14 protein-coding genes are annotated in these 14,456 nt (G+C 49.3%); 8 read left to right on the forward strand and 6 right to left on the reverse strand.

Annotated elements, in window-relative coordinates; all coding sequences use genetic code 11:
• Window positions 1-9 precede the first annotated feature (9 nt).
• Window positions 10-1,128 (reverse strand): NAD(P)/FAD-dependent oxidoreductase, encoded by a 1,119-nt coding sequence (locus tag BMW71_RS06850; protein WP_092171301.1) that lies wholly within the window; start codon window positions 1,126-1,128, stop codon window positions 10-12.
• Window positions 1,129-1,264: 136 nt separating this feature from the next.
• Between BMW71_RS06850 and BMW71_RS06855 the strand changes: the two genes are divergently transcribed.
• On the forward strand, window positions 1,265-3,784 hold the full coding sequence (locus tag BMW71_RS06855) for a zinc-dependent metalloprotease (protein WP_092171304.1): 2,520 nt from the start codon (window positions 1,265-1,267) through the stop codon (window positions 3,782-3,784).
• 123 nt (window positions 3,785-3,907) lie between these two features.
• On the opposite strand, the gene BMW71_RS06860 is transcribed toward BMW71_RS06855, so the two are convergent.
• The 4 genes from BMW71_RS06860 to BMW71_RS06875 all read right to left on the reverse strand — a co-directional run bounded on the left by BMW71_RS06860 (window position 3,908) and on the right by BMW71_RS06875 (window position 7,416).
• Window positions 3,908-4,117, reverse strand: coding sequence for a YgaP family membrane protein (locus BMW71_RS06860; RefSeq protein WP_092171307.1), 210 nt, complete (start codon window positions 4,115-4,117; stop codon window positions 3,908-3,910).
• Window positions 4,118-4,352: 235 nt separating this feature from the next.
• Complete coding sequence (locus tag BMW71_RS06865; RefSeq protein WP_092172754.1) at window positions 4,353-5,561, reverse strand: bifunctional alpha/beta hydrolase/OsmC family protein; 1,209 nt, start codon at window positions 5,559-5,561, stop codon at window positions 4,353-4,355.
• 293 nt (window positions 5,562-5,854) lie between these two features.
• On the reverse strand, window positions 5,855-6,394 hold the full coding sequence (locus BMW71_RS06870) for a carboxymuconolactone decarboxylase family protein (protein WP_092171309.1): 540 nt from the start codon (window positions 6,392-6,394) through the stop codon (window positions 5,855-5,857).
• Between the two features lie 155 nt (window positions 6,395-6,549).
• Entirely contained in the window at window positions 6,550-7,416 is an 867-nt protein-coding gene (locus tag BMW71_RS06875) for an alpha/beta fold hydrolase (protein WP_092171312.1), read from the reverse strand.
• 140 nt (window positions 7,417-7,556) lie between these two features.
• Here BMW71_RS06875 and BMW71_RS06880 point away from each other — a divergent pair, with 140 nt between their 5' ends.
• The 5 genes from BMW71_RS06880 to BMW71_RS06900 all read left to right on the forward strand — a co-directional run bounded on the left by BMW71_RS06880 (window position 7,557) and on the right by BMW71_RS06900 (window position 12,344).
• Window positions 7,557-8,036, forward strand: coding sequence for an OB-fold protein (locus BMW71_RS06880; RefSeq protein ID WP_092171313.1), 480 nt, complete (start codon window positions 7,557-7,559; stop codon window positions 8,034-8,036).
• Window positions 8,037-8,058: 22 nt separating this feature from the next.
• The gene (locus BMW71_RS06885) at window positions 8,059-8,616 is read left to right on the forward strand and encodes a YceI family protein (protein ID WP_092171316.1); all 558 of its coding nucleotides are present in this window, start codon (window positions 8,059-8,061) and stop codon (window positions 8,614-8,616) included.
• An 89-nt stretch (window positions 8,617-8,705) separates the two neighbouring features.
• Complete coding sequence (locus tag BMW71_RS06890; RefSeq protein ID WP_177179589.1) at window positions 8,706-9,704, forward strand: transporter; 999 nt, start codon at window positions 8,706-8,708, stop codon at window positions 9,702-9,704.
• Window positions 9,701-10,792 carry a DUF3179 domain-containing protein gene (locus tag BMW71_RS06895; protein ID WP_092171321.1) on the forward strand — a complete coding sequence of 364 codons (1,092 nt, stop codon included), beginning with the start codon at window positions 9,701-9,703 and terminating at the stop codon, window positions 10,790-10,792. Before BMW71_RS06890 ends, BMW71_RS06895 begins: the two co-directional genes overlap by 4 nt.
• Window positions 10,785-12,344, forward strand: coding sequence for an FMN-binding glutamate synthase family protein (locus BMW71_RS06900; RefSeq protein WP_244891104.1), 1,560 nt, complete (start codon window positions 10,785-10,787; stop codon window positions 12,342-12,344). The genes BMW71_RS06895 and BMW71_RS06900 overlap by 8 nt, the downstream gene beginning before the upstream one ends.
• Before the next feature lie 106 nt (window positions 12,345-12,450).
• On the opposite strand, the gene BMW71_RS06905 is transcribed toward BMW71_RS06900, so the two are convergent.
• Entirely contained in the window at window positions 12,451-13,158 is a 708-nt protein-coding gene (locus BMW71_RS06905; protein ID WP_092171323.1) for an NRDE family protein, read from the reverse strand.
• A 129-nt stretch (window positions 13,159-13,287) separates the two neighbouring features.
• On the opposite strand from BMW71_RS06905, the gene BMW71_RS06910 reads away from it, so the two are divergent.
• Window positions 13,288-13,803, forward strand: a complete 516-nt coding sequence (locus tag BMW71_RS06910) for a DinB family protein (RefSeq protein WP_143057570.1) — start codon at window positions 13,288-13,290, stop codon at window positions 13,801-13,803.
• Between the two features lie 72 nt (window positions 13,804-13,875).
• Window positions 13,876-14,376 (forward strand): rhodanese-like domain-containing protein, encoded by a 501-nt coding sequence (locus BMW71_RS06915; RefSeq protein WP_092171329.1) that lies wholly within the window; start codon window positions 13,876-13,878, stop codon window positions 14,374-14,376.
• Window positions 14,377-14,456: the final 80 nt, after the last annotated feature.

The following is a 14,456-nucleotide window of genomic DNA, read 5'->3' on the forward strand; positions in this document are numbered from 1 at the left end:
GGGAACGGTTTATTGAATGGGGGTCCCGTGAGTCTGCCGGATAAGTAGCCGGGAAACATAGGCGGATCTTTTTAGTAGGTTGACAGCCAGCGAAGAAACCAGCGGCGCCCCAAAAAGCTGCTGGATTTGCCTTCCAAGCTTCAGTCGGCCCTGAAAATACCGGTTCCAATTTTTCTGATAGGCTTCCTGAATTTCCTCCAGACGCTGGTTTTCCTGAAAGGCGTCTGCGACCAGTTTTGCCGTATGTATGGCGATGGCCATGCCGTTGCCGCAGAGGGGGGTGATCATTCCCGCCGCATCTCCCAGCATCAGGATCTGGTTTTCTACTGGCCGTTTGGTGGCAAAGCTGATTTCATTGATCACTTCCGGCCGTTCCCATAGAAAATGCGCGTTTTCAAATAGTTCGCGTATGTGGGGATTTTCGTACAAGTACCGCTCCTCCATGGCACCGATACTTCCGGCGGTTTTTAATTGCTCCCTACTCCCCAGGTAGCAGAGGTTGAACTGGCCGTTTTCCACTTTATTTACACCCAGGTAGCCACCTTTGTAATTGTGCAAGGCCACCGTGCGGTCGTCCATGCCTTCGATCGCGACGTGGTATTTGATGCCCACGTAGGGGCTTCTTTTTTGAATGAAACTGCGGTTTAGTTTTTTATCGATTTTGGATCGCTTGCCGTAGGCACCCAGCACAAATGCCGCCGGCAAGGAGGTACCGTCGTCCGTTTGAACCAGAAAGTGCCGCTTTTCCGCTACGTACTGAATATCGGTAACCTGCGTTTTTTGCAAAAAACGCACCCCATTTTCCAGGCATTTTTGATAAAAATGGTAATCCAGCACGTACCGGCTGATACCGAATCCGCCAAGGTCAAGGGGGAAGTCGGCATGCATGCCATTGACAGCACTCAACCGAAATTGGTCGATATGGGGCGGATCGTATGCATAGGGAAACAGGTCCTCCCGAATCAGGAAATCTTTTACTTCGTTGGAAACGTATTCTCCGCAAACGCGATGGAAGGGATAGGCCTTTTTTTCGATGACCAGGACGCTTTTTCCCTGCCTGGCTAACAAATAGGCGGCAGTTAATCCGGACAAGCCGCCACCAACAATAATGATTTCATTTTCGAACATGTCTGTCTTTTAAACGCCCCATTCCTTGGATGGTTTGAAAAAGGAACATCTTATTTTAACGGTAGATTTCCATCCGGGATAAAGAAAGGAATTGAAAATAATCGATTAATTTCGTCTTTCCATTAAATCCATTGAAATGAAAAATACCAATTTTCGCCTGAAAACAGGTATCTCGCTTGGCCTATTGTTGAGTTTTTTCCTGAACCTGAGTTTGCTCACCGAAGCAGAAGCCCAGCGGAGGAAACGAACCTATCCGAAAGAGAAGGCTACGCAAGCGGAAGAATCAGAGGCGCCTAAAAAAGAGGTATTCAAGGACGGCTTGAAACCCTACAAAGAAGTGATCAAAGACGGTGCACATAGTCGAGAAGGCCTTTTTGACGTGCACCTGGTAGACGGTGCCTATTTTTACGAGATTCCGGAAGAAATGCTGGGTCGGGAAATGCTCATGGTGACCACCATTGCCAAAACGGCCTCGGGGATTGGCTACGGAGGAGAGCGTACGAATACCCAAATGCTGCGTTGGGACAAGAAGGACAAAAACCTGCTACTGCGGGTGGTTTCCTATTCGAATACTGCTTCCGACTCCCTCCCCATCTACGAAGCGGTAAGGAATTCCAACCTGGAGCCCATTTTATACCGATTTGATATCAAGTCGAAAGGAAAAGACGAAAAGGGCTGGGTCGTCGAAGTGACGGATCTTTTTTCCAAGGACGTTCCCGCCCTGGGTTTGCAAAAAAGCCGTCGTACGCAATACAAGGTTTCCCGGCTGGATACCGATCGTTCCTACATCGATACCATCCGTTCCTTCCCCATGAATATTGAAGCCCGTTACGTCCTCACCTACGCGGCCGCTGCGCCCCCTTCCAACGCCAGCACGGGCTTAATCACCGTAGAAATGAATAGCAGCATGGTGCTATTGCCGGAAGAGCCTATGATGCAGCGATTAGCGGACCAACGGGTAGGATGGTTCAGTACGCGGGTTACGGATTACGGACTGGATGCCCAAAAAGCAAGCAGGCGTACCTACCTGGACCGCTGGCGGCTGGAAGTTAAGGAAGAGGACATGGAAAAATTCAAGGCCGGGGAATTGGTAGAACCGAAAAAACAAATTGTGTACTACATCGATCCGGCAACGCCAAAAAAATGGGTGCCCTACCTGAAAGCTGGTGTGGAGGACTGGAATGCAGCGTTTGAGGAAGCAGGTTTTAAAAACGCGATCGTGGCAAAGGATGCTCCCAGTCCGGAAGAGGATCCGGAATGGCACCCCGAAGACGCCCGCTACTCCGTGATACGCTATTTTGCCTCCGATATCCAAAATGCCTACGGCCCGCACGTTTCGGATCCACGTTCGGGTGAAATCATCGAATCGGACATCGGCTGGTACCACAATGTCATGAACCTGTTGCGCAATTGGTTTTTTGTACAAACCGCAGCAATCAATCCGGATGCCCGTGGTGTCGCGTTCAAAGACGAAGTAATGGGCAGGTTGATCCGGTTTGTTTCGGCTCACGAAGTGGGGCATACGCTTGGCCTTCCCCATAATTTCGCCTCTTCTTTCGCCTATCCGGTAGATTCCCTGCGGTCGGCAACCTTTACCCGGGAGTTTGGGACCGCCCCATCCATCATGGATTACGCCCGATTTAACTACATCGCCCAACCCGAAGACGAAGGTGTTCACCTGTACCCGGAAGTGGGTCCCTACGATAAGTACGCCATCGCCTGGGGCTACCGACCCATCCCGGAAGCCAAAACTCCAGAGGAAGAACAGGCGATACTGGATCAATGGATCCGCGAAAAACAAGGAGATCCCGTATACCGATACGGGCGCCAGGGTAACCCGTATGACCCGAGCACCCAAAGCGAAGACCTGGGCAACGATGCCATGAAGGCCTCTGCTTACGGTATTGAAAACCTGAAACGTATCGTCCCCAATTTGATCGAATGGACCGCAGAGGAAGACAAGCCGTTTAAAGACTACAGCGACCTGCAGGAGCTGTATGGTCAGGTCCTCGCCCAATTTAGCCGGTACATGGGCCACGTGCGCACCAATATTGGAGGGATTTACGAGGTGTACAAAGCCACAGGTCAGGAGGAGGAAGCCGTCTATACCCATGTGGACAAGGCCCGGCAAAAAGAAGCCATGGACTTTCTGGTGGAAGAGTTGTTTGCTACGCAGGACTGGTGGACCGATGAGGCGATTACCCGTAGGACGCAGGAATTTGGGATAGTTGACCGGATTCGAACCTTGCAAGTAACCACGCTCAATGGAATTTTGGAATGGGGTCGCCTGGGCAGGATCATCGAAAACGAGGCCCTCAATGGAGATGCCGCCTACGGCCTCCTGGAAATGATGGATGACCTGAGCGAGGGCATCTGGTCGGAACTAGCGAAGGGAGAATCAATTCCTATCAACCGGAGGAGTCTGCAGCGGGCACATTTGGAGCGATTGGAGTTCTTGCTGTCCGAAGACGTAAGCGGGCGGGCGGCTTCCTCGTTAAACGCTTCTCAATCGGATATTCGGCCGGCTGCTCGGGCCAGCTTGAAGAATTTACAACAACGGATCCAGCGAGCCATTCCCCGGACCAATGATCGGATGAGCAAGCTACATCTGGAGGATTGTCTCGAACGCATCAAAAAGATTCTTGACCCCTCCTAAGTAAAAGCATAACGAACTGTAAGTAAAGGCTGCCTCCATCCGGAAGGCAGCCTTTCATATTACCGGGTGACGAAGATACCCCTCCTGAGGTAATCGTTCCGGTCCTACCTGAAAAAGGATAGGCTAACTTTCTTTGGCAGCACAGGTTTTTATCCCGAAGAGGGTATACAGCGGGCAGAAGCTAACCAAGCTGGTTAGCAGAAAGACAGCCGCTATGGCAATAAATACCAGCCCCAGGGTGGCCGAAACTGCACCGGTGAAATACAGGTAAAGGGCGACAATGGCGATTAGCGTCCGCAATACCCGGTCGATGGTTCCCATATTCTTTTTCATAACACAATGGATTTTTGGTTTTTATAAAGGTTTCGAATCTACCGGAAATGCCAGCAGTTGGTTGACTATCAGGTCGATTGTTAGCTAAATATAGCCAATTCTTTCGGTGCATTTGTGTGACACCGATCACTTTCAGCGATCAGTTGTTACCCCGCACTACCAATGGCCGGATAGTTGAACAGGTTGTCGGTACGATTTTGGTCAATACCGCAAGGGACCAAACCCGACTAACCCGTTATTTAAACCGGGTTTCGATGAGGATATCGTCTTCCAGTGTCCGGTGAACCGGACATTTATTGGCAATTTCCAGCAAGCGGTTACGCTGTGCCTCATCCAAATCTCCGCTGATGAGCAAGCTTCGGGTAAAGCGACTTACTTTGGAGTTTTTGTCTTCCACATGATCCCCATCTTTTCGGTGCACTTTATCGTGATCCAGATAAACGTTCACCTCCTCTAGCGGCCAGTTTTTCCGTTGGGCGTACATCTGCAAGGTCATGGCGGTACAGGTGCCCAGGGCTGCCATCAGTAAATCGTAGGGTGTAGGTCCCAGATTATCCCCGCCTACCGATTCCGGCTCATCGGCCAGCAGGTGATGGTAGGGGGTCTTTACCTCTGAAGTATACCCCTGCCCGGCTAGCCGAACGGCTACTTCGTGGCCCTTGGTATCGTTGGGCACCACCGGTGCCGGAAGGTATTTTTTTGCCCAGGTGCTAATTATTTCACCCACGTACGCGCTATCGGTGGAGTTTGATAGCAGGTGATCTGCTCCGTCCAGGGAAACAAAACTTTTGGGATGGAAGGCATGTTCGTAGAGTCTTGCCGCATGCTGTAGGGCGACAACGGTGTCTTGTGGTGAATGAAGGATCAAAATGGGTTTTCTGAGTTGCGCCAGAAATGCACCCAGGTCCTTCTCCTGAAGATCCGCTACAAATGACTTATGGATGCGAAAACCCCTTCCGTCAATATTCACCCGGGAAGCGCCCTCTGTCTCGATTGCCTCTAAATGATCATCAAACAGGTGGGCGATGTGTTTGGGGTCGGAAGGACTTCCGATGGTGACCAGCGCTTTGACCGTCGGCAGGGACCCGGCAGCGAAAATAGCGGCAGCTCCGCCAAAGGAGTGTCCAATCAATAGGGAAGGCGCCTGGTAGCGCGCTTTCAAATAGTCCGAGGCATCTACCAGATCGCTGATATTGGAAGAAAAGTTGGTGTTTTCAAAGCTACCTTTACTGCTGCCCAGGCCGGTGAAGTCCAGGCTCATGACCGCTACCCCCATTTGTGATAGGGTATTGCAGATATTTTGTACGGCGTTCAGGTTCTTGTTACACGTAAAACAATGGGCAAACAAGGCAAAAAACCTGGGATGCCGATCCAGGGGATGAAAGATAAAGGCAGCGAGTTCGATTCCCTCCCTGTTTTTAAACTGTACGCGTTCTTTTTTCATGCGTGTATCGTTAATTCGGATTACAAAAAAGGAAATTCCGGACAAGTAAAAGGATGCTTTCCGGAATTTCCGTTGCTGTTTCCTTGTTTTCAAGTAAAACTGAGGTTTTTTTCCCGAATAGGAAACAAATTCCTGTGGATAATGACGTTATACGCAACGACAACTACCCCATATCGCAAAAGCAAACCGATTACATCGAACACCACCGTACCGATAATGCCGGAGATGATTGTGTTCTTCCAACCAAATGGTCGCATAAGGAATGGATTTATGTGAGGATGCTCTTGGACGTATCACAAGGGGGCTGCTTCCGGAAAATCCACGGGAACTTTGGTCACGTTATGAAGCATATTGGTAATTGCTTTTTCGCCAATGGCGACAATGGTATCTACCAGGTTTTCCTTGGTATATCCGGCCTCAAAGAAATTTTCCAGAACCGTGTCATCTATTTTTCCGGCGTTTTCCATGATCGATTTTGCCAGCTTTGCCAGGGCATCGAATTTCGGATGAAACGCAGCGGTCCCTTTTCGTAGTTCCAGGATTTCCGCTTCGGAAAATCCATTCATTTTACCGATGGCCGTGTGCGCGGCGAGGCAATAGGTGCAGCCGTTTACCTGGCTAACCACCAGGTTGACCACTTCTTTTTCCTTGTTATTCAGACTGGTTTTGCCATTGGCAAATGCCGTATACCTGCCCAGGGCATTGCCCGACAGCGCATAGGTGGCGTAAATGTTGGGGATGAATCCCACACCGGCTTCAATTTTCTCTAAAATGGCCTTGTTTTCGGGACTCACAGTTGATTTAGTTGGTACGTCAAATTTAATGGTACGCATGGTTTTCTGTTGTTTTGTTTGTTTTGATGCGACAAAGTTGACGTAAAGGGAGGGCGGAAAAAATGCCCATGTCGCCCGTTCTCTTGTCAATTATTCCCGAAAAGCGAAAAAGCGGTTAAAAAAGGGCGGGAAAATGGTACAAGAGGCGAAAACACTCAGGGAGTTTGGATAGTATCTAGCGTTGAAACGAAGCGGATGATTTCATCAATCATTGTTTCCCGTTCGGTGAAGGGGATCAGGTGTCCTTTGTTTTCGATGGTTTTTACTTCCAGCCATTCGCTGGGGATCTTTTTTTGCGAAAAGGTTACATTTCCGTAGGGAACCAGGCCGTCCGCATCCCCGTGGATATGCAGCACCGGTTTATGAATTCGGTGCCAATCGTTTATAAACGTATGTAATTCTTCTTCGTGGCTGTATTTTTCGTCTGCGGCTACCCGGAGGGATCGTGGTGCCATCCACCGGGTAGCGGGATACAGCGCCAGTTTGCCAAACCAGAGGTATTTTTCCTGCTCGGGGTCAATGGCCGGTGCAATCATCACTGTTCCGGCTAACCAGTCGGGGTTGTGAATGGCGATGTACCCGGAAATGGTGCCGCCAAAAGAATGCCCAATGGTGACCACGTTGTCGGTAATTCCGGAAAGTTCCAGGATACGTTGGATGGCCTGGTACTGTTTTGGAATGGGCCGGTAGCTCCCGTATTCGGAGTACCCATATCCTGGGCGGTCTACAACAAGCAGGGAATAGGCCTCCCGCAAGCGCTCGTTTTTCAGGTAGGATAAAAACGAGGAGGAGGAGCCCGGCGCTCCGTGAATAAAAAGTAACACAGGCGCCTCGGGTTTTTCCTGCTTGTACCAAAGCCAGCGAAGCGAATCGGAGGGATCGTAATGAATTTCGTAGGCCAGTCCCTCTTTTGCCATGGTACGGTGGAGGGTTCGGTCACTTTCCCGGAACGAGAAGCAACCGGTGCAGATGCCAAGCAATGCGATGACAAAGCCTGCCAGGCGGACACGTGGTTTCCTCATGTTTTTTTTTATTTCGTTAACGGTGTTTTGCCTGCTGTGGTTTTGTCTCGCTTTGGGCTTTTTTTCAGATTATTTGGCGCCGTTTCGTCAGGAAGTTGGGGTAGGTGCGACTAGTTAGGTGAAATCAAAAGTCAGCAATCATGAAAGAATTCAAATGGCTCAAGCCTCTGCTCATTACCTTATCGGTAGCATTGGCCATCGGGTTGGCAGTAGTAGCCTACCTGCTCAACATGCCGCATAGAGACGTGCAATCCACCAAAACGGACTATGCAATTTCTGCTTCCCACCTGGTGGAAGAGTTTCTCGCCAATGGAGAATCGGCTTATGAAAAATACCTTGACGAAGCCGGAGAGTCCAAAGTGCTGGAGGTAGAAGGAGAGGTTTTTGAAATCAGCAAGGATTTTAACGAGCAAACCGTAGTCCTCCTTAAAGCCAAGGACGATGACGCTGGCGTCAGTTGTACCTTCCTCCCGTCTGATAAGGATTTTGAGCAGCTATTAAAAATCGGAGCAAAGGTCCGGGTAAAAGGAGTAATCCGCTCCGGTGCAACCTTCGATTCTGATCTGCAAATGTTCGAACATGTAATTCTTGAAAAGTGTGACCTGCTCACCAATGTATAATTATATTAAACTAGTTAACGTTATGAAAACCAAATCAATTGTTTTAGTCGCTTCATTTATCGTGCTAATCTCGGCAGCATTTGTTTCACCCGTTGAAAAGCTCGTTAGCCAAAAGACCCATATCAGCTTTTTCTCATCCACACCCGTGGAGGATATCACGGCGGATAACTACAAGGCCACCAGCACGCTGGATACGTCTACTGGCGATCTGGTATTTTCAGTCCCCATGCAAAGCTTTGAATTCGAAAAAGCGCTGATGCAGAAGCATTACAACGGCAAGGATTTTCTGGATACAAAATCCTTTCCCAAATCCAAATTTGTCGGCAAGATTACCAATCTGGACGAGGTAGACTTTTCCAGGAACGGAACCTATGAGGCCTCGGTCAGCGGGGAGATGACGATTAAAGGGGTTACCAACAGCGTGGAAGAAAAAGGAACCATTCTGGTAAAAGATGGCCGGGTGGCCGCTGAAAGTACCTTTGACCTTACCCTGGCGGATTACGGCATTAATTTTAAGAATGGAAAACCGGCTTCCAACATTGCAAAAACCATCGAAATTACCTTCAAGGGAGAATACTAAAACATACCATTAGTTGATGCTGGGTTGTAAAGTGCATGGGCGTAGTGATGCGCCCTGCATTTTCTTTCCTTTACCTTTTCAAAGCGATCATGAACACCAAATTCGCCTGCTTGTTACTTTTGTTCGGTTTCCTACGTTCTCAGGAGCTGATGGCACAAGCCTGCTGTTCCGGCGGCGTACCGGTAGGAGGCACACTGGGCTTGGGAACAGCCGACCCGAAAGCGGTGCAATTTTTACTGACTTACGACCACAACGTGATCCGCGATTTGATGGACCACGAATCCCTTCTGGCCGACGATACCCGCAGCCGCTTGACCCGCTCGGTTTTAATGGAGCTGAATTATGGGCTTAGCGAGCGCTTTGCCCTTACCATGGTGTTGCCCTTTGTGCGGCAAGAAAGAAGTATCCGGGAGTACAACAATCAAATTGGATTTACCCGCGCCCAAGGCCTGGGTGACATGGTATTTTTGTTAAAATACCGACTACTGAATCCATCGAATACTCCCCGCAGCGAATGGCTCGTCGGTGCCGGTCCCAAACTCCCAACCGGGCGCACCGATTTTACAAACAATCAGGGCCTTACCATGGTCGCAGATATGCAACCCGGTTCGGGCTCCGTAGATGGCATGTTTTGGTCCTTTTACCAAAAATCCAATGTTCTACTCAAATACATAAGCCTGCTCGGTATTGTCACTTACCGCGCTTCGGGCAAGAACCGTAGCTACAATCAATCGCAAGTGTACCAGTTTGGCAATGAGTTTCAAGCAAATGCCGGGATCAACTACAACCTATTTGTTCATTGGCCAATGGATGTATTTGTTTTTGGTAGGTACAGAAGTCAGACGGTGGATTTGGTGGATGGCAATACCTTTCCCGGATCCGGCGGAAAATGGGTTTATGCCATTCCCGGATTGAGTGTCCATTTCAATCCAGACCTGTCGATACGCGCCTGGGCAGATTTTCCCCTATACCGTTCCCTGAACGGCTCGCAATTGACCACTTCCTACAAATACTCCTTGTCTTTGTTTTTCAATTTGTCTAGAAAAACCAAGGAGCCCGTTTTCCATTTAAAATTGGATGAGTTATGAAAAATGTACCGACTATTGGAATGATTGTTTTTTTATGGGTAGTGTCATTTGGTTGTGGAGAACCCGAAGGTCCGGACTTTCGGCCAGGAGGCGGCGGAGGTTCCCCAGGTGGCAATCAAAACTGGCTGATCCCGGAGGCAGAAGTATTTGACGGTGGTCCCGGGAAAGACGGTATTCCCGCGTTGAACGAGCCCCTCTTCGTAGACGCTGATGAAATAGACTATTTGTCGGACGAGGACTTGGTGTTGGGCTACGCCGTAGATGGTCAGGCAAAGGCCTATCCTCATAAGATACTGGATTGGCACGAAATCATCAATGACGAGGTAGCAAATACCTCCCTTGCCGTAATTTATTGTCCACTGACGGGTACGGGTATTGGCTGGGACCGCGAGGTATCGGCCGGAAAAACCACGTTTGGCGTTTCCGGACTTTTGTACAATACCAACGTCATCCCCTACGACCGGTTGACGGACAGCAATTGGTCTCAAATGCGATTTGAAGCCGTGAACGGGGACTTGATAGGGGAAAAGCCTGAGGTGATTTCCCTGATAGAAACCAGCTGGTCTACCTGGAAAGAGATCTACCCGGACACCAGGGTCGTTTCCCGAGAAACGGGCCATAACCGCAACTATTCCAATTATCCCTATGGCGACTATAAGACCAATCACAGCAGTTTGCTTTTTCCGGTTAGCAAATCCGACAATCGCCTTCCGGCGAAAGAACGGGTTTTGGGGATAATGAAAGGCGCCAACGCCAAGGTATATCCCCTCAACCGTTTTGCGGGGGAAACCCAACTGATTGCGGATAACTTTCAGGGAAGCCCCATAGTTGTGATCGGAAGCAAAGATGCAAATATTCTCGTAGCACTCAATCGCGAGCTGCCGGACGGCACGGAATTGGAGTTGGTGCTCGCTGGCGAAGCCAACAACCCCTGGCTGCTGAAAGATCAGGAAGGAAACCGATGGAATTTATTTGGAAAAGCAGTGTCAGGTCCCAGAGAAGGGGAGTCGCTGGAAGCGATTCCGCAAATGATGGGTTTTTGGTTTTCTTGGCCTCCATTTTTTGAAGGGATCGAAATTTATGAATAAGCAAATGAAAAAATACCTCTCGATTCATGGGATTCTTATTGTTTTGCTGCTTGCTTTCACTATGGCGGTCTGGTATGGCCTACTTAGCTTGGTACTGGTGATTCCCCTGCTGCTGGTTTTGGGTGTCGCTCTTTTGGACCTGAGTCAAAAGAAGCACGCGGTGCGCAGAAACTTTCCGGTGATTGGAAATTTCCGCTATATTTTTGAAGCCATACGGCCCGAGATCATGCAATATTTCATCGAATCGGATATCGATGGCGCACCCATCAATCGGATGTTCCGTTCGCTGGTGTACCAGCGTGCAAAAAATCAACTGGATACCAGCCCATTTGGGACAAAAATGGACGTGTACAAGATTGGATACGAATGGATGAACCACGTTACCTTTAGTTCGTTGGCAGAGCCTTCCCTGGTTCCGCCGACAGTTTGCGTTGGAGGCAGGGATTGTCTACAACCCTACCTTTCCAGTCTTCTGAATATTTCGGCGATGAGTTTTGGGGCGCTTAGCAAAAATGCGGTTTTGGCCATGAATAAAGGAGCTAAACTCGGTAGCTTCGCCCAGAATACCGGCGAAGGAGGCATAAGCGATTACCACTTGGAACACGGAGGGGATTTAATTTGGCAAATTGGAACCGGTTATTTTGGCTGTCGTAAAAAGGATGGTTCATTTTGTGAAACCACCTTCCGTTCGAGTGCACTGCTTCCTGCTGTCAAAATGATCGAAATAAAACTTTCGCAAGGAGCAAAACCGGGTCACGGCGGTATGCTACCTGCGCTTAAAAACACACCGGAAGTAGCCCGTTACAGGCACGTGGAACCGTTTAAGGCAATCCATTCACCTGCTTTTCATTCGGAGTTTGCCGATGCGGCCGGGCTACTTTATTTTGTTCAACGCTTGCGGCGCTTAAGCGACGGCAAGCCGGTGGGCTTTAAGTTTTGTGTTTCCGGTGAAGCAGACGTACGGTTGCTTTGCGAAGAAATGATTCGTACAGGGATTTACCAGGATTTTATTACGGTTGACGGTGGAGAAGGAGGAACAGGTGCCGCGCCGGTTGAATTTAGTAATTCCCTAGGAATGCCCTTGCGGGACGGGTTGGCACTGGTCAACGATCTGCTCGAGGCCTATGGCATCCGAAAGGAAATCCGGTTGATGGCTTCTGGTAAACTGATCACGGGCTTCCACATGGCCAGAATTCTGGCTCTAGGCGCGGATGTCTGTTATGCGGCCCGTGCGATGATGTTGGCGACGGGATGCATACAGGCGCTTCGTTGCAATACGAATTCCTGCCCCGTGGGTGTAGCCACACAGCAAGAGCGTCTGGTCAACGGCTTGGACGTGGCGGACAAATCAGTCCGAGTGGCCACATTTCACGAAAAGACCTTACAAAGTCTGTTGGACCTCACTGCTGCAGCAGGCTTACAATCCCCGATGGACATCGAACGCAGGCATATTCACCGAAGGATCAGCACCACCCAGGTAAAGACATATGCGCAAATTTACATCGCGCCTGCGGTACAGATGCCTGAGAGGAAGCCCTTAATCGGTGGTTAATCGTCCCATTTCCGACGGGTAAAGTAGTGCATGGGGGCGGTAGGGTTTAGCGGCCAAAGTCAATTCTGGCGTGATTTTCGTACAAATGGTAAAAACGCAGCTGGAATCAAATGGTATAAAACAAGGGCCCGTACGTTTTTTTTGCTTTCAAATCAACGTGGATAAGTGAAGGGGAAAACAGGGAGTTTCTGATCTGCGTGATGCTTACCGTTTGCATGCCCCCTGGCCGCTCCATTAAAATATCGCTATTGGGGTCCTCACCGTGATGGCTGCTATGAAAGCCCAACATATCAAAGTCGGGGTAATTGGAGTTTTCTGTGATCCATTGATAAAACCATTTTTCCCGTTCGGTTCGTTGTGCCGCCGAATACAACGTAGCGGAGGACCAGATTTTTGGTTTGCCTTTATCCAGCTGATTTAGGTAGGTATCGTTCCCATCCCAGGTCAATTCGTAGAAGGCATGTGTTTTCATCATCAGGAGCGTAAATGGCTCCACGGTAGCAAAATCAAAACCTGCGATGAATTCCTCGAAGTCCTCGTGCTCCAGGGATTCAAGAAACATTTTTCCACGGCTAGTTACCTGGGATGCTTTTTTTTCGTGTTTTTCAAAAGCCCCATTTAACAAACAGGCAACCGTTTCATCTGCGCAGCCGGCTATCCAGGTACCGCCAGAAACGGCATCTTTTGGATACACAATTTTTTGGCCGGAGTGGCGGTAGGACCTGGGTGGGAGCGTTTCCCGCTGCAGGCGTTCGTCGCGACTGGAAGTAAGCAGGTACCCATGAGCCAGGGGAACGTAAGAGACGGTACACATGTACGGTTTTGATTTAGTCGTTGCTTTTTCTTTACCGGTAGTAGTCGGTTATTTCTACATTTCCTGACACAGCGAATTGGTTTTTTCTTGAAAGTTCGGTTTATTGCAACCCAACAAAACCGCGGAAATATGCTGTTTCGATGGATGGTATTGCTATTGCTTATGACTGGAACAAATCTACCGGCGCAGGAATATTTTAAAACGCAGTATGCCGACGTCTGGCAACGAAACCTGAACTATTCGAAAGCCGTGGCGGAAGCCATGCCCGAGGCTGCTTATGATTTTAGACCTACGGACGAAGCCATGTCTTTTCAGGAACAATGGCTACACGTGGTGGATAATATCAGCATGTTGACTTCGCGCATTACCGGCGATCGTAAAAATTTTTACCGCAAAGAGGATGCTACCGGCTTCAAAAAAGCAGATGTAATGGATGTTCTGGATCGGGCAAATGCCTATGTGTTGGACTTGATCCAAAATGCCTCCGATTCCCTCTTACTTGAAGCGATAGAATTTGGAGGCGTGTCCATGACCAAGGAGAATATTTTTTACCTATTGCGGGACCACCAGGCCCATCACCGGGCGCAGTGTTTGGTCTACCTTCGGATAAATGGCGTGCCGGCGCCTGGCTACGTTGGTTGGTAAATTTTTCGGCAAAAAAGGTGCTTTCTCCCATGATTTGATGAATTTTTGACAGGAGACCGATGTTTAAATTGTATGTACAGTTCCTTCCCACGAATACTCGGTTTTCTGGCCCTGGTTTTTTTTGCGGCTCCGGTTTTTTCTCAGAGCCTTCCCTTTAGGGCCTTGCTGAAGAACACGTATGACAAGGATTTCCCCCTGGTCTATCCCGAGCAAAAAGACCTGCTGGAGGATGCGGTGCTATTGGATACCCGGGAACGGGAAGAATTTGCTGTCAGTCATCTGCCCTCCGCCCGTTGGGTTGGCTACGAAACCTTTTCGATGGAATCGGTGTCTGAAGTTTCCAAGGGTGACACCATCGTCGTCTATTGCTCCATAGGGGCCCGGAGTCAGGAAATTGGCAAAAAACTAAAAGCTGCCGGTTACCAACATGTGTTCAACCTCTATGGAGGCATTTTTCACTGGGTCAATGAGGAGAATTCCGTCGTGAAGTCGGATTCTGTTCCGACGGAGCGGGTACATACCTATAATAAGGTGTGGGGCATGTGGCTAACTAAAGGGGAGAAAGTGTATTGAACGATAAAAAGCGTTGCGAAGCAGTGCCTATCTGGTCCAAAGATTAACGGCCCGTATTCGTGAGATAAAGATGATTGTGA

This window comes from Cyclobacterium xiamenense, assembly GCF_900109255.1.
In the GTDB taxonomy this organism is placed as follows: domain Bacteria; phylum Bacteroidota; class Bacteroidia; order Cytophagales; family Cyclobacteriaceae; genus Cyclobacterium; species Cyclobacterium xiamenense.